The organism is Burkholderia sp. Bmkn7 (assembly GCF_041103175.1).
GTDB lineage: Bacteria > Pseudomonadota > Gammaproteobacteria > Burkholderiales > Burkholderiaceae > Burkholderia > Burkholderia cepacia.
The window spans coordinates 3,151,313-3,170,862 of record NZ_JBGCUH010000003.1 but is presented as its reverse complement, the minus strand read 5'-3'; the positions used below and the strand labels follow the sequence as shown (position 1 = coordinate 3,170,862).

The 19,550-nt window shown below is 67.1% G+C and carries 16 protein-coding genes; 6 read left to right on the top strand and 10 right to left on the bottom strand.

Annotated elements, in window-relative coordinates:
• Positions 1-54: 54 nt before the first annotated feature.
• Positions 55-1,491: a multidrug transporter subunit MdtD gene (mdtD, locus tag AB3K92_RS36315; protein ID WP_021156382.1), complete on the bottom strand. Its 1,437-nt coding sequence runs from the start codon at positions 1,489-1,491 to the stop codon at positions 55-57.
• Between the two features lie 218 nt (positions 1,492-1,709).
• Between mdtD and AB3K92_RS36310 the strand changes: the two genes are divergently transcribed.
• Complete coding sequence (locus AB3K92_RS36310; protein ID WP_021156384.1) at positions 1,710-2,033, top strand: DUF2917 domain-containing protein; 324 nt, start codon at positions 1,710-1,712, stop codon at positions 2,031-2,033.
• Here AB3K92_RS36310 and AB3K92_RS36305 read toward each other — a convergent pair.
• Positions 2,006-2,308 carry a hypothetical protein gene (locus tag AB3K92_RS36305; RefSeq protein ID WP_369466765.1) on the bottom strand — a complete coding sequence of 101 codons (303 nt, stop codon included), beginning with the start codon at positions 2,306-2,308 and terminating at the stop codon, positions 2,006-2,008. The two genes, AB3K92_RS36310 and AB3K92_RS36305, sit on opposite strands and share 28 nt — an antisense overlap.
• 187 nt (positions 2,309-2,495) lie before the next feature.
• Here AB3K92_RS36305 and AB3K92_RS36300 point away from each other — a divergent pair, with 187 nt between their 5' ends.
• Positions 2,496-3,887 carry a CoA transferase gene (locus AB3K92_RS36300; protein WP_369466764.1) on the top strand — a complete coding sequence of 464 codons (1,392 nt, stop codon included), beginning with the start codon at positions 2,496-2,498 and terminating at the stop codon, positions 3,885-3,887.
• A gap of 21 nt (positions 3,888-3,908) precedes the next feature.
• On the opposite strand, the gene AB3K92_RS36295 is transcribed toward AB3K92_RS36300, so the two are convergent.
• A complete protein-coding gene (locus AB3K92_RS36295) occupies positions 3,909-4,655 on the bottom strand; it encodes a GntR family transcriptional regulator (RefSeq protein ID WP_021156386.1) in 747 nt (248 codons plus the stop codon).
• Positions 4,656-4,821: 166 nt separating this feature from the next.
• Here AB3K92_RS36295 and AB3K92_RS36290 point away from each other — a divergent pair, with 166 nt between their 5' ends.
• On the top strand, positions 4,822-5,667 hold the full coding sequence (locus tag AB3K92_RS36290; RefSeq protein ID WP_369466763.1) for an aldo/keto reductase: 846 nt from the start codon (positions 4,822-4,824) through the stop codon (positions 5,665-5,667).
• Between the two features lie 27 nt (positions 5,668-5,694).
• On the opposite strand, the gene AB3K92_RS36285 is transcribed toward AB3K92_RS36290, so the two are convergent.
• The 6 genes from AB3K92_RS36285 to AB3K92_RS36260 all read right to left on the bottom strand — a co-directional run bounded on the left by AB3K92_RS36285 (position 5,695) and on the right by AB3K92_RS36260 (position 12,824).
• Positions 5,695-7,263: a hypothetical protein gene (locus tag AB3K92_RS36285; protein ID WP_369466867.1), complete on the bottom strand. Its 1,569-nt coding sequence runs from the start codon at positions 7,261-7,263 to the stop codon at positions 5,695-5,697.
• A 289-nt stretch (positions 7,264-7,552) separates the two neighbouring features.
• A complete protein-coding gene (locus tag AB3K92_RS36280; RefSeq protein WP_175926961.1) occupies positions 7,553-8,575 on the bottom strand; it encodes a HoxN/HupN/NixA family nickel/cobalt transporter in 1,023 nt (340 codons plus the stop codon).
• Positions 8,576-8,738: 163 nt separating this feature from the next.
• Entirely contained in the window at positions 8,739-10,850 is a 2,112-nt protein-coding gene (gene fusA / locus AB3K92_RS36275; protein ID WP_369466762.1) for an elongation factor G, read from the bottom strand.
• A gap of 238 nt (positions 10,851-11,088) precedes the next feature.
• Positions 11,089-11,589: a DUF192 domain-containing protein gene (locus tag AB3K92_RS36270; RefSeq protein ID WP_027786657.1), complete on the bottom strand. Its 501-nt coding sequence runs from the start codon at positions 11,587-11,589 to the stop codon at positions 11,089-11,091.
• A gap of 160 nt (positions 11,590-11,749) precedes the next feature.
• Positions 11,750-11,965 (bottom strand): hypothetical protein, encoded by a 216-nt coding sequence (locus AB3K92_RS36265; RefSeq protein ID WP_011352970.1) that lies wholly within the window; start codon positions 11,963-11,965, stop codon positions 11,750-11,752.
• 280 nt (positions 11,966-12,245) lie between these two features.
• Positions 12,246-12,824, bottom strand: a complete 579-nt coding sequence (locus tag AB3K92_RS36260; RefSeq protein WP_021163328.1) for a pseudouridine synthase — start codon at positions 12,822-12,824, stop codon at positions 12,246-12,248.
• A gap of 276 nt (positions 12,825-13,100) precedes the next feature.
• Between AB3K92_RS36260 and icd the strand changes: the two genes are divergently transcribed.
• Together icd and AB3K92_RS36250 are read left to right on the top strand one after the other, a co-directional pair.
• A complete protein-coding gene (icd, locus tag AB3K92_RS36255; protein ID WP_006478026.1) occupies positions 13,101-14,357 on the top strand; it encodes an NADP-dependent isocitrate dehydrogenase in 1,257 nt (418 codons plus the stop codon).
• Positions 14,358-14,637: 280 nt separating this feature from the next.
• On the top strand, positions 14,638-16,866 hold the full coding sequence (locus AB3K92_RS36250; RefSeq protein WP_042977826.1) for an NADP-dependent isocitrate dehydrogenase: 2,229 nt from the start codon (positions 14,638-14,640) through the stop codon (positions 16,864-16,866).
• A gap of 123 nt (positions 16,867-16,989) precedes the next feature.
• Here the strand turns inward: AB3K92_RS36250 and AB3K92_RS36245 are convergent, their stop codons facing one another.
• Complete coding sequence (locus tag AB3K92_RS36245) at positions 16,990-17,214, bottom strand: hypothetical protein (protein WP_006490888.1); 225 nt, start codon at positions 17,212-17,214, stop codon at positions 16,990-16,992.
• A gap of 672 nt (positions 17,215-17,886) precedes the next feature.
• Between AB3K92_RS36245 and AB3K92_RS36240 the strand changes: the two genes are divergently transcribed.
• A complete protein-coding gene (locus AB3K92_RS36240) occupies positions 17,887-19,494 on the top strand; it encodes a multicopper oxidase family protein (protein ID WP_369466761.1) in 1,608 nt (535 codons plus the stop codon).
• Positions 19,495-19,550 lie beyond the last annotated feature (56 nt).

Here is a 19,550-nt window from a genome sequence, read left to right as displayed (position 1 = left end):
GCCCGCGCTGCACCGCAATGGTGCGCGCCGACCCGGTTCGGCGCGCGCCGCGCGTCACGCGCGTTCGGACGGGTCGGTCTTGCGCGCGGTGCTGCGGATCTCGGGCGCGAGCTGCGCGAAGATCCATGCGGAAGCGGCCGTGATGATCCCGACGCAGATGAAGGTCGCATGGAATGCCGGCAGCGTGTTGCTCGGCGTCACGGTGCGCAGCATGCCCGTGAACGTCGCGAGCAGCGCCCCCGCGACCGTGACGCCGAGGCTCATCGACAGCATCTGCACGAGCGAGAACAGGCTGTTGCCGCTGCTCGCGCCGCCCGTGCCGAGATCCTTGAGCGTCAGCGTGTTCATCGCGGTGAACTGCATCGAGTTGAAGCCGCCGAACAGCGCGAGATGCACGATCTTCACCCAGACCGGCACCGTGTCGCGCATCAGCGCGAAGCTCGCCATCATCACGCCGACCATGATCGTGTTCACGAGCAGCACCTTGCGATAGCCGTAGCGCGTGATCAGGCGCGTGATGATCCGCTTCGAGAACATCCCGGCCGCCGCCACCGGCAGCATCATCAGCCCGGCCTCGAACGCCGAGTAGCCGAGGCTCACCTGCAGCAGCAGCGGGATCAGGTACGGCATCGCGCCGCTGCCGATCCGCGCGAACAGGTTGCCGAGCAGCCCGACGCTGAACGTGTGGATCCGGAACAGCTCGAGCGAGAAGATCGGCTGCGGCGCGCGCACCGCGTACAGGCCGTATGCGACGAAACACGCGAGGCTCAGGATCAGCAGCACGAGCACGGCCGCGTGCTGCATGCCGAGATCGGCGAGGCCGTCGAGCGACAGCGAGATCGCGACCATGCCGATCGTCAGCAGCAGATAGCCTTTCAGGTCGAAGCGGCCGACGGCCGGGTTGCGCGAATCGGGCATCGAATAGAAGGTCGCGATGCAGCCCGCGACGCCGACCGGCACGTTGATCAGGAAGATCCAGTGCCACGACGCGATCTTCACGAGCCAGCCGCCGAGCGTCGGCCCGATCAGCGGGCCGATCAGGCCGGGAATCGCGACGAACGACAGCGCGGACAGGTAGCGTTCGGCCGGGAACGTGCGCAGCACCGCGAGTCGCCCGACCGGCAGCAGCATCGCGCCGCCAACCCCCTGTACGACGCGGAACGCGACGAGTTGCTGCAGCGTATGCGCGTTCGCGCACAGCAGCGAGCCGAGCGAGAACACCAGGATCGCGCTGAAGAACACGCGCCGCGTGCCGAAGGTATCGGCGAGCCAGCCCGACACGGGGATCATTACCGCCATCGTCAGCGAGTACGCGATCACGACCGACTGCATGCGCAGCGGCGACTCGCCGAGGCTCGCGGCCATCGACGGCAGCGCCGTGTTGACGATCGTCGAGTCGAGCGTCTGCATGAAGAAGCCCGTTGCGACGAGCCAGAGCATCACGGTGAGGTTCTTTTCGCCGGGAGCGGCGGCAGGCGGGCGCTGGAACATGGGGGCGGGGCGGTGGTGCGGGACAGCCGACATTGTAGGGAAAGCCGTCGCGCCGTGCAGGTTCGGCGCAACGGCGGTGCGAAGTCCGGCCGGCGGGCGCCTGTCCTCGTCGAGCGACCGGTACAGTTCAGCCGAAAGTGTTCGTCGCCGTATCTGTCCGTGTGCTGCCGCTGTCCGAAATACTGGTGCCATCGGACCCGTGCGACCAGGAGGCTGCCATGCGCGAACTGCGACTTTACGTGATCGAAGGCGACGAGCCGGCCGGTCGGTGGCGGATCGTCGATCGCACCGCGCTGGAGGTGGCCGACGGCGAGGTCTGGGTGACGATCGAGGGCCGGATCGACGATCACTGGCTCGGCGCCGGCGATTCGCTGACGCTCACGCCCGGCATGCGCGTCTGGGTCAGCGCGGGGGCGCACGGCGCGACGTTCGCGTTCGGTCCGCTCGACGCGCCCGCCGTGCGCGCCGCGCAGGCGTGGTGGCGGCCGCTCGTCGCATGGCGCGACGGCCGGCGTCACGCGCCCGCATCGCTGCCGACGTAGCCCCCGGCGCTGGCGGATCGGCGTGCGTCCTGGTATTGCTCGGGCACATGCGCGATTCGGCCGGCCGCGCGGCCATCGGCGATCCGCGTGGTCGGCGAGCCCGGCGCCGGAATGCGCCGGTCGAGCGAATGCTCGTCGACGTATCCCGAGCGTTTCGCTGCGGCACGGCGGCGTGCGAGCTGCCGCATTTCGTCCGCGCGGTAGCGACGAAGCCTGGCCGTGCCGCCCGGCAGCGAGCGCAGCGGGGCGCGGTTCACGTGCGTATGGAGGGGCACGCCGGCACCGAGGATGCCGCCAGACTTGCCGTGCGTTGGGGATGTCGAGCCGGCTGCGCGTGCCGGGGAGCAGGCGATACATCCGCGCTACGACCGTGTGCGAGGTGCCGATTCGCACAATCAGGATTGCTCGCGACGGTCGCGAATTCTAGACTCGATCCTGTCTCCCCCCACGGCCCGTCCCGCCATGACACCCGAACTCGCGTTGACGCATCTGTGGCGGCTCGCACACGGCGACCCCGACGCGCTGGCACGCGCGACCGTGACGGGGCAGGATCCGACGCTGCCGTCGACCTTCCGGGTCGGCACGCTGGCCGCGGCGACGATCGCGGCAGCCGGGCTCGCGGCGGCCGAATGCCACCGGCTTCGCACGGGCGTTGCGCAAACCGTCGACGTGTCGGTGCGCGACGCGCTCGTCGCGTTCCGCAGCGAACGCTATCTGCGTGTCGACGACGGCCCGCCGCCGGAGTTGCGTCATCCGGTGACGGGCTTCTACGAGACGCGCGACGGGCGCTGGATCCAGTTGCACGCAAACTTCCCGCATCACCTGCAGGGGATGCTCGGCGTGCTCGGCTGCGGCGCGCGGCGGGACGACGTCGCCGCGGCGATCCGCATGCGGGACGGCGCAGCACTCGACACCGCGCTGGCCGAGGCCGGGCTGTGCGCCGCATTGATCAGAATACCTGACGAGTGGGCGGCGCACGAGCAGGCGCGTGCGATTGCCGCGCTGCCGCTGTTCGAGATCGAGCGGATCGGCGATGCCCCCGTCGAGCCGATCGGCGGGGGCGACGCCGGCCAGCCGCTTGCCGGTGTGCGCGTGCTCGATCTCACGCGGATCATCGCGGGGCCGGTCGCGGGCCGCACGCTGGCGTCGCACGGCGCGCAGACACTGCTCGTCAACGGCCCGCACCTGCCGAACATCGCGCCGCTCGTGATCGACAACGGGCGTGGCAAGCGTTCGACGTGGATCGACCTGCGCGACGACGCGGGCATCGATACGCTGCACGCGCTCGCTCGTGATGCGGATGTGTTCCTGCAGTCGTACCGGCCCGGTGCGCTCGCGGCGCGCGGCTTCGGGCCGCTCGCGCTGGCGGCGCGGCGGCCCGGCATCGTGTGCGTGTCGATCTCCGCGTACGGGCATGCGGGGCCGTGGGCGCAGCGGCGCGGCTTCGACAGTCTCGTGCAGTCGGCGAGCGGGATCGCGTGGCAGGAACAGCAGGCCGCGCACGCGAACGCGCCGCGCCACCTGCCGTGCCAGGCGCTCGATCATGCAACGGGTTATCTCGCGGCGTTCGGCGCGATGATCGCGCTCGCGCGCCGGGCACGCGAAGGGGGAAGCTGGCACGTGCGACTGTCGCTCGCGCAGACGGGCCGCTGGCTGCAGTCGTTCGGCATCGTGCCGGACGGCCTGCAGGCACCCGATTTCGCGCGCACCGATGTATGCGACCGGATCGAGCGCATCGCGTCGCCGTTCGGCATGCTCGACGCGGTGCGGCCCGCCGAGCGGTTATCGGTGACACCGCCGTCGCTTGCGCGCCCGTCCGTGCCGCTCGGCACCGACGATGCGTGCTGGCTGTAAGCGCCGGCGGCGCGGCCGGCGTTACTTGCGCAGTTCGACGACGAAGTCGTAGTAGTCGTTGCGGCAGTAGGTATCGGTCAGTTCGATCGCGCGCTGGTCCGACGTATAGCCGATTCGTGTGATCAGCAGCAGCGCGTCGTGCGGTGCGATGCCCATCTGCTCGGCGATCTCGTCGGTCGCGTTGACCGCGCGGAAATGCTGCAGCGCGCGCACGATCGGCGTGCCGCGCGCTTCGAGATAGCTGTACAGCGACCCGCCGATTGCCTGCGGATCGGGGATCAGCGTCGCGGGAAACGTCGAATTCTCGACGGCCATCACGATGCCGTCGGCGAGGCGCAGGCGCTTCAGGCGCGTGACCGATGCGGCCGGCGACAGCCCGAGCTGGATCACTTCGTCGCGGTTCGCCGGCTGGATCTCGCGTGCGATCCATTGCGAGCTCGGCTTGAAGCCGCGCCGTTCGAGCATTTCGCTGAAGCTCGACAGCCGCGACAGCGGATCCTCGTAGCGCGGCTGGATGAAGTTGCCGGCGCCCTGCGTGCGGCGAATCAGGCCTTGCTCGACGAGCAGCGCGATCGCCTTGCGCGCGGTGATGCGCGATACGCCCAGTGCATCGGACAGCACGCGCTCGGAGGGCAATGCCTCACCGGCTGTCCAGCGGTTGTCGTGGATCGCGTCGCCGAGCTTGCGGGCGAGCTGCAGGTAGAGCGGCGTGTCGTTGTCGGGGTCGGGGCGCAGGTCCTGCCAGCGGTCGTCCGTGGATGCCTTCATGGAGTGGGTATCGATCAGGGTGCGGCCATTCTAAGTCATCGCGTGGCGCCGTTATAGCCGGTTTTTGCCGTGCAATAGGTGAATCGCGCGCCGATTGACTACACTGATGCGTCGTATTCCATGCCTGGGTCGCGGTGCGCGGCCACGAATCCGCAACGAGGAACGCATGACAGACACGATCGCCACGGTCGTCCTGCCGGACGGCGAGACGATTCCGAAGCTTGGCCTGGGCACGTGGGAGATGGGCGAGCGGCCGGCCCGGCGCGCGGACGAGATCGACGCGCTGCGCGAAGGCGTCGCGCTCGGAATGACGCTGGTCGATACGGCCGAGATGTACGGCGACGGCGCGACCGAGGAACTGGTCGGCGAGGCGCTCGCGGGCCTGCGCGACGACGTGTTCCTCGTCAGCAAGGTCTATCCGCACCATGCGAGCCGGCGCGGCGTCGTTGCCGCGTGCGATGCGAGCCTCAAGCGCCTGCGTACCGATCGCCTCGACCTGTATCTGCTGCACTGGCGCGGCTCGGTGCCGCTCGATGAAACGGTCGAAGGCTTCGAAGCGCTGCAGCGCGCGGGCAAGATCCGTCACTGGGGTGTCAGCAACTTCGATACGGCCGACATGGCCGAGCTCGTCGATGAAGCCGGTGGCGGCGCGTGCGCGACCAACCAGATCCTCTACAACATCGCGCGGCGCGGCCCGGAATTCGACCTGCTGCCATGGCTTGCCGGGCACGGGATGCCGGCGATGGCCTACAGCCCGGTCGATCATGGACGGCTGCCGAAGCGCTCGCCGCTCGACGAGATCGCACGGCAGCGCGGGGTGTCGGTGATGCGCGTCGCGCTTGCGTGGGTGCTCGCGCAGCCGGGGGTTTTCGCGATCCCGAAGGCGTCGCGCATCGAACACGTGCGCGACAACCGGGCCGCGCTCGATTTCATGTTCAGCGACGACGAGCGCGCGCAGCTTGACGCGTACTTCCGTCCGCCACGCAGCAAGCGCGCGCTCGAGATGCTCTGACGACACCCGGCCGGGCAACGCGGCAGGTCAGTGGTTGCCTCCGGAGGATCCGCCGTTGCCGTGACCGCCGCCATTGCCGTTCCCGCTGCCATGGCCATTGCCGACACCGTTGGCACCGCCATTGCCGGCGCCGCCACTGCCGTTTCCATTTCCGTTGCCACCGCCATTGCCGTTGCCACCGTTGCCACCGTTGCCACCGTCGCCGCTGCCATGGCCACCGCCGTTACCGTGACCGCCGCCATCGCCGTTGCCATGGCCGCCGCCGTCACCGTGGCCGCCGCCGTCGCCGCTGCCGTGACCACCGCCGTTACCGTGACCGCCGCCGTCGCCGCTGCCATGGCCACCGCCGTTACCGTGACCGCCGCCGTTACCGTGACCGCCGCCATCGCCGCTGCCATGGCCACCGCCGTTACCGTGACCGCCGCCGTCGCCGCTGCCATGGCCACCGCCGTTACCGTGACCGCCGCCGTCGCCGCTGCCATGGCCACCGCCGTCACCGTGGCCGCCGCCGTCGCCGCTGCCGTGACCACCGCCGTTACTGTGACCGCCGCCGTCACCGCTGCCATGGCCACCGCCGTCACCGTGACCTCCACCATCGCCGTTGCCATGGCCGCCACCATTGCCGTGACCACCACCATCGCCGTTGCCATGGCCACCGCCGTCACCGTGGCCGCCCCCATCGCCGTGACCACCGCCATTGCCGTGACCACCGCCGTCGCCATGGCCGCCACCGTTGCCATGGCCGCCACCGTTGCCGTGACCGCCACCGCCGGAAGAGCCGCCGCCGGAAGAGCCACCGCCGGAAGAGCCACCGCCGGAAGAGCCGCTGCCGGAAGAGCCGCCGCCGGAAGAGCCACCGCCGGAAGAGCCGCCGCCGGAAGAGCCGCCGCCGGAAGAGCCACCGCCGGAAGAGCCGCCGCCGGAAGAGCCGCCGCCGGAAGAGCCACCGCCGGAAGAGCCGCCGCCCGAAGAGCCGCCGCCGGAAGAACCACCGCCGGAAGAACCACCACCGGAAGAACCACCACCGGAAGAACCACCACCGGAAGAACCACCACCGGAAGAACCGCCACCGGAAGAACCGCCACCGGAGGAACCAACCCCGGACGAGCCACCCCCGGAAGAACCACCCCCGGAAGACCCTCCCGAACCACCGTTACCAGACGCGTTGCCACCGCGGCCCGAGCCACTCGAACCGCTCGTGCCGCCGGATGTTCCGCTCGTCGTTCCGCCGGCGCCGGCAGGTCCGACGGTACCGTTCCCGTTGTTGCCGCTTCCGCTGCCGCTTCCGCCGCCACTGCCATTTCCGCTACCGGGGCTGCTGCCGCTGCCATTGCCGGTCGCACCTGCGCCATTCCCGCCGGCGTGCCCACCGGCGAAGACGTGCACCGAGCACGCAGCCGGATTCGCTGCGCACGGCGAAGCGTCGTCGACCAGCATCATGATGGCGTCCGCGCCGGCAACGGCATCGGGCGCGGAGTCCGGTGTCGCGTCCTGTGCGACGGCATACGAGCAGCAGCACGCGAACGCGGCTGCGGCGAACAAGGTTGCGCGATGGCACCGTCCCGTCGTGCGGAACGGTCGTTTCGACTTGAGCATCATGGCCTCCCCATGCGCGCGATGCCTCGTCGCCGCGCGGCAATCTACGTGTAGTGCAGGGGGCCGGTAAAGGTTCGTAGTCCTGTCGGCAGCCGATCGCCTTCGGGCCGGCGCTGGACGCCAGCCTCGATCGCGGAGCGGCATGCGGGCCCGCCGTGCGAAGCCCTATCTGCCAGATCCATGCCATCGGCCGCTTGAGCCCGCGGCACAAGGCGCGCGCAGCGCGCGACGGCGCATGCAACGTCTTTGGTAGGAGTTTTGTTTCCGGAATGAAACGTCTGAGCTAAGTTCAGCGCGCGGGCGCATCGGCCGCGCGCTGCCAGCGGTGGAAGAGGATCGATGCGATCCAGCAGACGAGGAACAGGGCGACGATGCCGTAGCCGATCGAGCCGAAGCGCTCGCCGACCGCATCGAGCGCGTCGCGCACGGGGCCCGTCAGCGACAGCTTGTCGGCCAGCAGGCCGGCTGCCTCGATCCCGCCGATCGCCAGCGCGACGGCCGCCGACACGAACGTGATGCTCGCGTTGTAGAGCAGCTTGCGCTGCGGATCGTCCATTGCCCAGCCGTACGCGTGAATCATCAGCACGTTATCGGTAGAGTCGATCAGCGTCATGCCGGCGGTGAAAAGCGCGGGAAACAGCATGACCGTATAGACCGGCAGCCCCTGGCTCGCCTGTGCGGCCGCGATCGCGAGCAGGCCGATTTCGGTTGCAGTATCGAAACCGAGCCCGAACAGCACGCCGACCGGATACATGTGCCAGCTCTTCGACACGAACCGGAACAGCGGACGCAGCAGCCGGGACACGAGCCCGGCCGGGCGGTGCACGTGCGCCGCATCGTGCGCGTGCCCATGCCCATGGCCGTGCGTGCCGCGATAGCGCCGCCACACGTCGCGCAGGATCGCCAGGTTCACGCACGCGAGCACGAGCAGGAAGGTGGCCGATACCGCCGTGCCGATCGTGCCGCCGATCTCGCGGAACGCATCGAACCGGTCGCGCAGCGCGAATGCCGTCAGCGCGATGCCGAGCGTCGCGGCGATCACGATCGTCGAATGGCCGAGCGAGAAGAACAGCCCGACGCTCACCGGACGCTGGCCGTCCTGCATCAGCTTGCGCGTCGCAACGTCGATCGCGGCGATGTGATCGGCGTCGACCGCGTGACGCAGCCCGAGCCCGTAAGCGATCGCCGCCGTGCCGAGCAGCAGCGGATGATCGCGCAACACGGCGAGCGCCCACAGCCAGACGGCGGCGTTCGCGGCGATCAGGCCGGCATAGAGGATCAGCAGGCGGCGCAGGGCAGGGGTGGGCGGCATCGGGATGGTTCCATCTGACGAATCGCGCTGCATTGTGGCACGCGAAAAAAATACCGGTCGTGCCGATCAAAAAAGCCGCGCGCACGGCGTGCACGCATGAAAAAAGGCCCGTCCGGTTCCGGACGGGCCTTGCTGCGTGCGACAGCGCGAGATCGCGCCGCGCTTACTTCACTTTCGCGCTGATCACGCCTTCCGATACGTTGGCCGGCGTTTCCGCGTACTGCTTGAACTCCATCGTATAGGTTGCGCGGCCCTGCGTGGCCGAACGCAGCGACGTCGAATAGCCGAACATCTCCGCGAGCGGCACCTCGGCGCGCACGAGCTTGCCGCCGCCGCCCGCGATGTCTTCCATCCCCTGCACGATGCCGCGACGGCTCGACAGGTCGCCCATCACGTTGCCCATGAATTCCTCGGGCGTCTCGACCTCGACCGCCATCATCGGCTCGAGCAGCACCGGCTTCGCACGGCGCATCGCTTCCTTGAACGCCATCGAGCCGGCCATGCGGAACGCGTTTTCGTTCGAGTCGACGTCGTGGTACGAGCCGAACGTCAGGTGCACCTTAACGTCGACGACCGGGTAGCCCGCGAGCACGCCGCTCTTCAGCGTTTCGGTGATGCCCTTGTCGACGGCCGGGATGAATTCACGCGGAATCACGCCGCCCTTGATCTCGTCGAGGAACTCGTAGCCCTTGCCGGGGTTCGGCTCGAGCGTGATCACCGCATGGCCGTACTGACCGCGGCCACCCGACTGCTTGACGAACTTGCCCTCGACGTCGGACGCCGTCGTGCGCACCGTCTCGCGATACGCGACCTGCGGCTTGCCGACCGTCGCTTCGACGCCGAATTCACGCTTCATCCGGTCGACCAGGATTTCGAGGTGAAGCTCGCCCATCCCCGAAATGATCGTCTGGCCGGACTCTTCGTCGGTCTGCACGCGGAACGACGGATCTTCCTGCGCGAGACGGTTCAGCGCGAGGCCCATCTTTTCCTGGTCGGCCTTCGTCTTCGGCTCGACGGCCTGCGAGATCACCGGTTCCGGGAATTCCATCTTCTCGAGGATGATCGGCTTCGCCGGGTCGCACAGCGTGTCGCCGGTGGTCGCTTCCTTCAGGCCGACGGCGGCCGCGATGTCGCCGGCGCGCACTTCCTTGATTTCCTTGCGCTCGTTCGCGTGCATCTGCAGGATCCGGCCGAGCCGTTCCTTCTTGTCCTTGGTCGCGTTCAGCACCGTGTCGCCGGATCCGACGACGCCCGAATACACACGGAAGAAGATCAGCTGGCCGACGAACGGGTCGGTCATGATCTTGAACGCGAGCGACGAGAACGGCTCGTCGTCGCTCGGATGACGTTCCGCCGGCTTTTCCGGATCGTGGAAGTCGTGGCCGAGGATCGCGGGCACGTCGACGGGCGACGGCAGGTAGTCGATCACCGCGTCGAGCATCGCCTGCACGCCCTTGTTCTTGAACGCGCTGCCGCACAGCATCGGCACGATCTCGTTCGCGATCGTGCGCTGGCGCAGCGCGGCCTTGATCTCGTCCTCGGTCAGCGATTCATGGTCGTGCAGATACTTCTCGAGCAGTTCCTCGCTGGCTTCGGCCGCGGCCTCGACCATCTTCTCGCGCCATTCGTGCGCGAGCTCGACGAGGTTCGCGGGGATGTCCTCGTACGTGAACTTCACGCCCTGGCTTTCGTCGTCCCACACGATCGCCTTCATCTTCACGAGGTCGACGACGCCCTGGAAATGATCCTCCGCGCCGATCGGAATCTGGATCGGCACGGCGACGCCTTTCAGGCGCTCGCCGATCTGCCGCTGCACGCGGAAGAAATCGGCGCCGATGCGGTCCATCTTGTTGACGAACGCGATGCGCGGCACCTTGTATTTGTTGGCCTGGCGCCAGACGGTTTCGGACTGCGGCTGCACGCCGCCGACCGAGTCGTAGACCATGCACGCGCCGTCGAGCACGCGCATCGAGCGCTCGACTTCAATCGTGAAGTCGACGTGCCCGGGCGTGTCGATGATGTTGATCCGGTGCTCCGGATAGTTGCCGGCCATGCCCTTCCAGAAAGCCGTGGTCGCGGCCGACGTGATCGTGATGCCGCGTTCCTGCTCCTGCTCCATCCAGTCCATCGTGGCCGCGCCGTCGTGCACTTCACCGATCTTGTGGCTCACGCCGGTGTAAAACAGGATGCGCTCGGTCGTCGTGGTCTTGCCGGCATCGATGTGAGCACTGATCCCGATATTGCGATAGCGCTCGATGGGGGTTTTGCGGGGCACGTGAACCTCCTTAGGTTCGGATCGTAAGCGGGCCGGCTGGGCCGGCCCGGGCTGGACTAGCGAGATTTAAAGGATAGCGCTTGTCCGTGGCTTTTGCAGATGCGGGCAGTGTTTGCCGAATCAAGGCGGGCGCCGCCGGCGGCAGGCGAAAAAAAGCCGGCGCGCAACGGGCGGCCGGCTTCGGTCGGGTACGCGGCGCGACGTGACGCGGGTCGGGTCGGCGGCGCGGCGATATCCGTTACTGGGCTTGCGGCAGCCCTTCGAGCTTCATGCCGGGCTTGATGCCCTTCGCCGCGAACCAGCCCTTGCTCATTTCGAGGGCATAGACGCCGTTGTTGCGCGGGCAGTGGTTGTCGGTCGTCTCGGCCTTCATCTCGTCGATGTCGGTGATCGTGCCGTCCGCGCGGATGAACGCGATCGACAGCGGGATCAGCGTGTTCTTCATCCAGAAGCAGTGCACCGCGTTCTCGTTGAACACGAACAGCATGCCTTCGTTCGGCGCGAGCTGCGAACGGTACATCAGCCCCTGTTCGCGGTCGGGGTCGTTCGCGGCGACGGCCGCGTCGATCACGTACATGCCGGCGCGCAGCTTCACGCGCGGGAATTCGCTCGGCTGCTTGGCGCCGGGCGGCACTTGCGCGCTGGCGGCCTGCATGCCGAGCGCGAGGACGGCGAGCGCGGCGGGAAACACGGCGGCGCGCGCAAGGCGGCCGAGCGACGAGCGCAGGGAGAATTGCACAGCAAGGCTCCTATCTGGAAAACAAGACCCGCATGGTACGCGATGCGCGCCGACGGGCACAAAAAAGAAAAAGGCAGATCGCCTTGCGGTGATCTGCCTTTCAACGCCGTAAGAACGGCAAGACTGCGTGTTCTTGACTGCGTTATTACAGCAAGCTTACTTAGTTCGAAGCAGCTGCCGGTGCTGCTGCGTCGCTTGCTGCAGCCTTCTTCGATGCCTTGTGGTGCTTCTTGGCTGCGTGGTGCTTCTTGGCAGCGTGCTTAGCCGGTGCCGAAGCAGCTTCAGCAGCAGCCGGAGCAGCTTCCGGAGCCGATGCTTGTGCGAATGCAGCCGTTGCGAAGAGGCCAGCGACCAGAGCGGCGATCAGTTTGTTCATGTTGTGTTCCTCAGCTTTAGTTAATTAACCAAATGACCCGGCAATAGGAGTCATGTCGTCTAACGGTGCCATCCACCTTTCGGTTGACAGACGCTTCGAGAAATTTCTCATTGCGCTGCGGGCGCCGAATCGTATTCGATAAAAACGTCGCTTTCGTGACGCAAACACGGCTCGGCTGCCAATGCCGGATAGCTAAGGTTGGCATCTGCGTGGTTTAACGCGCGATCTTCGCGGGCGGTTGACGAAAAAGATGACGAAAAATTCGCCCGTCCCGAATTCGTCATCCGGCGGGCGCGAAACCGTCCCACGGCGCGCGCGGCGGCAGCGCGATTGTTTCTCCCGGTGCAATGTCGAGCGCGAATATATCCAGTGCGCCGATGCCGACGCGTACCAGGCGCAACGTCGGGAAGCCGACGGCCGCCGTCATCCGGCGCACCTGCCGGTTCTTGCCTTCGGTGATCGCGAGTTCGATCCACGTCGTCGGGATCGCGGCGCGGTAGCGGATCGGCGGGTTGCGCGGCCACAGCGCGTCGGGCGGTTCGATGAATTCGGCGCGGCATGGCCGCGTCACGTAGTCGCCGAGGTCGACGCCGCGCGCGAGCGCCTTCAGGTCAGCGGCGCCCGGCGCGCCCTCGACCTGTGCCCAGTAGCGCTTCACGAGCTTGTGGCGCGGCTCGGCGATGCGCGCCTGCAGCGCGCCGTCGTCGGTGAGCAGCAGCAACCCCTCGCTGTCCGCGTCGAGCCGGCCGGCCGCGTAGACGCCGGGCGTTTTTACCCAGTCGCCGAGCGACGGGCGCGTCTCGTGCGCGGAAAACTGGCAAATCGTGCCGAACGGCTTGTTGAGGGCGATCAGGTTCATGGCGGGTCGCCCGCCCGGCGCGCCGCGGAGGCGGGGGCGGGCGGTCTATGGCAAATGGCGGAATCTTAATGCATAATACGGAACGCCAAGTCCTCTGTCTTATATAAGACATAAGTGGGGTCTTGATACGCAGTGCCGCGCTTCATGCCGAAGTGCCCGGTTGGGGCGCTAGAATAGCGGCTCGCTGTTGCCGTCACGGGGTGGCCATGCCGCGCCCCCGCCGCGCGCGCAGCTTCGACCAGCATCACCTGCTCAGCCACGTCACTGGAGTCGATCATGCCGTATCAGCACATCAAGGTTCCGGAAGGCGGTGACAAGATCACCGTCAACAAGGACTTCTCGCTCAACGTTTCCGATCAGCCGATCATTCCCTATATCGAAGGCGACGGTACGGGCTTCGATATCACGCCGGTCATGATCAAGGTTGTCGACGCGGCGGTCGCGCACGCCTACAAGGGCAAGCGCAAGATCCACTGGATGGAGATCTTCGCGGGCGAGAAGGCGACGAAGGTGTACGGTCCGGACGTGTGGCTCCCGGACGAAACGCTGCAGGTGCTCAAGGAATACGTGGTGTCGATCAAGGGGCCGCTCACGACCCCGGTCGGCGGCGGCATCCGTTCGCTGAACGTCGCGCTGCGCCAGGAACTCGACCTGTACGTGTGCCTGCGCCCGGTGCAGTACTTCAAGGGCGTGCCGTCGCCGGTGCGCGAGCCGCAAAAGATCGACATGGTGATCTTCCGCGAGAACTCGGAAGACATCTACGCGGGCATCGAATGGGCCGCGGGCTCCGAGCAGGCGAAGAAGGTCATCAAGTTCCTGCAGGACGAGATGGGCGTGAAGAAGATCCGTTTCCCGGAAACCTCGGGCATCGGCGTCAAGCCCGTGTCGACCGAAGGCACCGAGCGTCTCGTGCGCAAGGCGATCCAGTACGCGATCGACAACGATCGCAAGTCGGTCACGCTGGTGCACAAGGGCAACATCATGAAGTTCACGGAAGGCCTGTTCCGTGACGCCGGCTACGCGCTGGCGCAGAAGGAATTCGGCGGCGAGCTGATCGACGGCGGCCCGTGGATGCGCGTGAAGAACCCGAAGACGGGCAACGAGATCGTCATCAAGGATTCGATCGCCGATGCGTTCCTGCAGCAGATCCTGCTGCGCCCGGCCGAATACGACGTGATCGCCACGCTGAACCTGAACGGCGACTACATCTCCGACGCACTGGCCGCGCAGGTTGGCGGCATCGGGATCGCACCGGGTGCGAACCTGTCGGATTCGGTCGCGATGTTCGAGGCGACGCACGGCACGGCACCGAAGTACGCGGGCAAGGATTACGTGAACCCGGGTTCCGAGATCCTGTCGGCGGAAATGATGCTGCGCCACCTCGGCTGGACGGAAGCAGCCGACACGATCATCGCCGCGATGGAGAAGTCGATCCTGCAGAAGCGCGTCACGTACGACTTCGCGCGCCTGATGGAAGGTGCGACGCAGGTGTCGTGCTCGGGCTTCGGTGAAGTGCTGATCGAGAACATGTAAGTCCCCTTCCGGGGTGGGCCGGCAGGTTGCCGGCCGCCCCGGCGCTGACTGCCGGCGCCGGAGCGTTTCGTGGATGGCAGGTTTGTTGGCAGGGCGGTCCGGCGTGCGGGCCGCGGCGCCGCGATGCGGCCCGGAGGCCCTGCAAGGTAGAACATGACGGCCCTCGCAACACCACCGCCCGGCTGAGCCGGCGCGCCCCTTTCGCGACCGACCCGGTCGCTCCCCGCCGGTTACCGCCGGCGCTCCTCAGTCCAAATTTTCACGTAGCAACGCATCGACCATGTCCACTTCGCCCAAGATCATCTACACCCTCACTGACGAAGCGCCCGCGCTCGCGACCTATTCGCTGCTGCCGATCGTCAAGGCCTTCACGCGTTCGTCCGGCGTCGCCGTCGAAACGCGCGACATCTCGCTCGCCGGCCGCATCGTCGCGGCATTCGCAGACGTCCTGCCGCCCGAGCAGAAGGGTTCCGACGATCTGGCCGAACTGGGCCAGCTCACGCTGAAGCCGGAAGCGAACATCATCAAGCTGCCGAACATCAGCGCATCGGTGCCGCAGCTCAAGGCCGCGATCGCCGAACTGCAGGCGCAGGGCTACGCGCTGCCGGCCTACCCGGAAGATCCGTCGACGGACGAAGAGAAGGCGGTCAAGGCCCGCTACGACAAGATCAAGGGCAGCGCGGTGAACCCGGTGCTGCGCGAAGGCAACTCCGACCGCCGCGCGCCGCTGTCGGTCAAGAACTACGCACGCAAGCATCCGCACAAGATGGGCGCCTGGAAAGCCACGTCGAAGGCGCACGTCGCGCACATGAGCGAAGGCGACTTCTACGGCAGCGAGAAGTCGGCGCTGATCGCCGAAGCCGGCAGCGTGAAGATCGAACTCACGACGACCGACGGCGCGAAGAAGGTGCTGAAGGAAAAGACGGCCGTGAAGGCCGGTGAAGTGATCGACGCATCGGTGATGAGCCGCAACGCGCTGCGCAGCTTCATCGAAGCGCAGATCGCCGACGCGAAGGCGCAGGACGTGCTGTTCTCGGTGCACCTGAAGGCGACCATGATGAAGGTCTCGGACCCGATCCTGTTCGGTCACTTCGTGTCGGTGTTCTACCGCGACGCGCTTGCGAAACACGCAGACGTGCTGGCGCAGGCCGGTTTCAACCCGAACAACGGGATCGGCGACCTGTACGCGCGCCTGAAGGACCTGCCGGCCGACACGCGCGAAGCGATCGAAGCCGACATCAAGGCCGAATACGCGGTGCGTCCGCGCCTTGCGATGGTCAACTCGGACAAGGGCATCACGAACCTGCACGTGCCGAGCGACGTGATCGTCGACGCATCGATGCCGGCGATGATCCGCGATTCGGGCGGCATGTGGGGCCCGGACGGCCAGCTGTACGACGCGAAGGCCGTGATTCCGGATCGTTGCTACGCCGGTGTCTACCAGGCCGTGATCGAGGACTGCAAGCAGCACGGCGCGTTCGATCCGGTCACGATGGGCAGCGTGCCGAACGTCGGCCTGATGGCGCAGGCGGCTGAAGAATACGGTTCGCACGACAAGACGTTCCAGATTCCGGCGGATGGCGTCGTGCGCGTCACCGACGAAGCGGGCAACGTGCTGCTCGAGCATGCGGTGGAATCGGGCGACATCTGGCGCATGTGCCAGACGAAGGACGCACCGGTGCAGGACTGGGTCAAGCTCGCGGTCAACCGCGCGCGCGCGACCGGCGCACCGGCCGTGTTCTGGCTCGATCCGGCACGCGCACACGACGCGCAGATCATCGCGAAGGTCGAGCGTTACCTGAAGGATCACGACACGAACGGCCTCGACATCCGCGTGATGACGCCGGTCGACGCGACGCGCTTCTCGCTCGAACGCATCCGTGCGGGCAAGGACACGATCTCGGTCACCGGCAACGTGCTGCGCGACTACCTGACCGACCTGTTCCCGATCATGGAACTCGGCACCAGCGCGAAGATGCTGTCGATCGTGCCGCTGATGGCCGGCGGCGGGATGTTCGAAACGGGTGCGGGCGGCTCCGCGCCGAAGCACGTGCAGCAGTTCGTCGAGGAAGGCTTCCTGCGCTGGGATTCGCTCGGCGAATTCCTCGCGCTCGCGGCATCGCTCGAACACCTCGGCAACGCGTACCAGAACCCGAAGGCACTCGTGCTCGCGAAGACGCTCGACCAGGCGACCGGCAAGTTCCTGGACGAGAACAAGTCGCCGGCGCGCAAGGTCGGCGGCCTGGACAACCGCGGCAGCCACTTCTACCTGTGCCTGTACTGGGCGCAGGCGCTGGCCGAGCAGACCGAGGACGCGGCGCTGAAGGCGCAGTTCGAAGGCGTGGCGAAGTCGTTGTCCGACAACGAAGCGCGCATTCTGGAAGAACTGGCTGCCGCGCAGGGCAAGGCGCAGGCCATCGGCGGCTACTACCGTCCGAACGTCGACCTGACGAGCCAGGCGATGCGCCCGAGCGCGACGCTGAACGCCATCGTCGACGCGGTCGCCTGACGCAGGCCGCGCGATCGCGCGAGTCGAAGCAAGTGACGGCACGGCGGGCCAGACTGCCCTCCGCCCGTTACAAGAAAAAAACGCCCCGGTCGCCCGGGGCGTTTTTTGTTGCAGGCTTGCCATTCAGACGTGAACGATTTCCCATTCGGCGATTTCGTGCGGCACTTCGAGCGTTGCCGTGTCCAGTTCGGACAGTTGCTCGCAGTCGCCGCGGGAGATGTGGTCGGCCGCCACTTCGGGGCACGAGAATGCGCCGAGCAGGGCGTTTCCGAACGTCGCTTCCCAGCCGCCGTTACCCGGCAGGATGTAGAACGACCCGAGCGCTGAACCAAAGCGAAATCCCTTCATTTCCGTTCTCCCTTTCTGATCACAAGCGATTCTGTTGTGCCGCCTGCCGGTTCGACCGGCTGTGGCCCGACCGGCTGCTTGCGCCGCGTTCCGTATCGAACGTCGTGGCGAAGCGTCAGTGCATGGGACAAAGTCTACGTCCGCGACCCGGTTGGATGGTGCATGTCGAACGGCTCCACTAAACAAAAATTATCTTTCAAAAACAAATATTTATATTCGTCGTTTTGTATTGTGGAACGTTTTTTGGCATCGCGAAACGGGAAATTTGTGCCCTGCACCACGAATTTTTACAACGCAGAGACTTGTTCCGCATCGTGAAATATTGACGGGTTTGCGACCCGGTGACGCGTCCGACGCCGGGGCGCGGCTGAACGGCAGGCGCTGGGCGGCCGCCTGGAGACTGGATGGGGCGGGCGGCGACTGCTGTTGGGGGAGTGAGTCAAGGGCTGCGGATCGCCGATCGACGATGCCGGGCGATGCGTGCTGAATCCAGCGCGGCGTTGTCGAGTGTGCGGCGTATCGCCGCCCGCCCGGCGGCGAAGCGTCTCGATAGGAGCCTGCGGTTATGATGACGCGGGCATCAGGATTGGCGTCGCGCATCGGCGCTTCAGCCGGCCGGCGCGGGTGTCGCGGCGGCCGCGCGACGCAGCATGGATAACGAGGAACGATTTGATGATACGGAGAACCTTCCTGTCGCGCGCCATCGGAGTCGCGGCCGCGTCGCTGTTCGCCCGCGCCGCGTGGGCGCAGCATGCCGGTCACGCCGGCATGGCCGGCATGGAATCGATGGACGACATGCCCGGCATGTCGTCCATGTCAGGAATGGCGGGTCACGGGCAGCACGGCAAGTCCGCCCTGGCCGCGCTCGCTGCCGCCGACGCGCTGCCGGCCGGCGCGCCGCTCGCGGCGCTGCGTACGCTCGCGAACGAAAGCCGCGAGCCCGGCACGTTCCGGGCCACGCTGGTGGCGCAGCCGGTGGCGCGCCCGATGCTGCACGGTGCGCGGCCGACCACGTTCTGGCAGTTCGGCGCGGGCACGCAGGGCCCCGTCGTGGGTCCGTTGATCGACGTGCGCGAGGGCGACACGGTCGAGATCAAGTTCGTGAACAAGCTGCCGCAACCGTCGACGATCCACTGGCACGGCCTGCCGGTGCCGCCCGACCAGGACGGCAACCCGTCCGATCCCGTCGCGCCCGGCGCGTCGCGCGTGTACCGCTTCACGTTGCCGAAGGGGAGCGCCGGTACCTACTGGTACCACCCGCATCCGCACATGATGACGGCCGAGCAGGTGTTTCGCGGGCTCGCCGGCCCGTTCGTCGTGCGCGCCGCGGACGATCCGCTGGCGGGCTGGCCCGAGCGCAACCTGTTCGTGTCGGACCTGAAGCTTGCGCGTGACGGCACGATTGCACCGAACGACATGATGGACTGGATGAACGGCCGCGAAGGCCAGTTCGTGCTGGTCAACGGCGCACGCCGGCCGCGGATCGACGTCGCGGGCGACGAGCGCTGGCGCGTGTGGAACGCGTGCAGCGCGCGCTACTTGCGTATCGCGTTCGACGACGGCCGTGCATTCGAGCACGCGGGGACCGACGGCGGGCTGTTCGACGCGCCGCGCCGCGTCACGTCGCTGCTGATCGCGCCGGGCGAGCGTGCGGAGCTGCTGGTGCGCGCCGGCGATCGCGCGTCGCGCGCGGTGCTGCAGGCGGCAGAATACGACCGCCGCAAGATGTCGATGTCGCACGATGACGGGCACGGCAGCCTGCCGGCCGATCCGGCACTGGCGCTGGCCGACGTCGCGTTTGCGCCGGCCACCGCACGTGTGTTGCCGACGACATTGCGTGCGGTGCCGCCGCTGGGCGAGCCGGTTGCGCAAAAGACGGTCGCGTTCGGCGAGGAAATGGACATGGACGCGATGATGAAGGGACCGGCGCACGGCCGTCCGGCCGGCATGCGCTTCACGATCAACGGCGAAACCTACGCGGCGCACCGCGCGACGCTGACGAGCCGTCGCGGCGACGTCGAACGCTGGGAGATTCGCAATACCACCGACATGGATCACCCGTTCCACCTGCACGGCACGCAGTTCCAGGTGATCGAGCGGGCATCGGGCGATTCGCGCACGAGCGAACCGTTCCGTGCATGGCGCGATACCGTGAACGTGCGCAGCGGCGAAACCGTGACGATTCTCGTCACGCAGGACATGCGTGGAGAGCGCATGTTTCATTGCCACATTCTCGAACACGAGGATCTCGGCATGATGGGCACGCTGAAGGTCGTGTAACGAAGTGACGATTATGTTTCACGTGCCGGATGAGTATCCGATCTGCGTGTGTGACA

Coding starts and splice junctions, on each gene's coding strand:
- mdtD (WP_021156382.1), bottom strand. CDS start 1,491: ATGTTCCAGCGCCCGCCTGCCGCCGCTCCCGGCGAAAAGAACCTCACC.
- AB3K92_RS36310 (WP_021156384.1), top strand. CDS start 1,710: ATGCGCGAACTGCGACTTTACGTGATCGAAGGCGACGAGCCGGCCGGT.
- AB3K92_RS36300 (WP_369466764.1), top strand. CDS start 2,496: ATGACACCCGAACTCGCGTTGACGCATCTGTGGCGGCTCGCACACGGC.
- AB3K92_RS36295 (WP_021156386.1), bottom strand. CDS start 4,655: ATGAAGGCATCCACGGACGACCGCTGGCAGGACCTGCGCCCCGACCCC.
- AB3K92_RS36290 (WP_369466763.1), top strand. CDS start 4,822: ATGACAGACACGATCGCCACGGTCGTCCTGCCGGACGGCGAGACGATT.
- AB3K92_RS36285 (WP_369466867.1), bottom strand. CDS start 7,263: ATGCTCAAGTCGAAACGACCGTTCCGCACGACGGGACGGTGCCATCGC.
- AB3K92_RS36280 (WP_175926961.1), bottom strand. CDS start 8,575: ATGCCGCCCACCCCTGCCCTGCGCCGCCTGCTGATCCTCTATGCCGGC.
- AB3K92_RS36265 (WP_011352970.1), bottom strand. CDS start 11,965: ATGAACAAACTGATCGCCGCTCTGGTCGCTGGCCTCTTCGCAACGGCT.
- AB3K92_RS36260 (WP_021163328.1), bottom strand. CDS start 12,824: ATGAACCTGATCGCCCTCAACAAGCCGTTCGGCACGATTTGCCAGTTT.
- icd (WP_006478026.1), top strand. CDS start 13,101: ATGCCGTATCAGCACATCAAGGTTCCGGAAGGCGGTGACAAGATCACC.
- AB3K92_RS36250 (WP_042977826.1), top strand. CDS start 14,638: ATGTCCACTTCGCCCAAGATCATCTACACCCTCACTGACGAAGCGCCC.
- AB3K92_RS36245 (WP_006490888.1), bottom strand. CDS start 17,214: ATGAAGGGATTTCGCTTTGGTTCAGCGCTCGGGTCGTTCTACATCCTG.
- AB3K92_RS36240 (WP_369466761.1), top strand. CDS start 17,887: ATGATACGGAGAACCTTCCTGTCGCGCGCCATCGGAGTCGCGGCCGCG.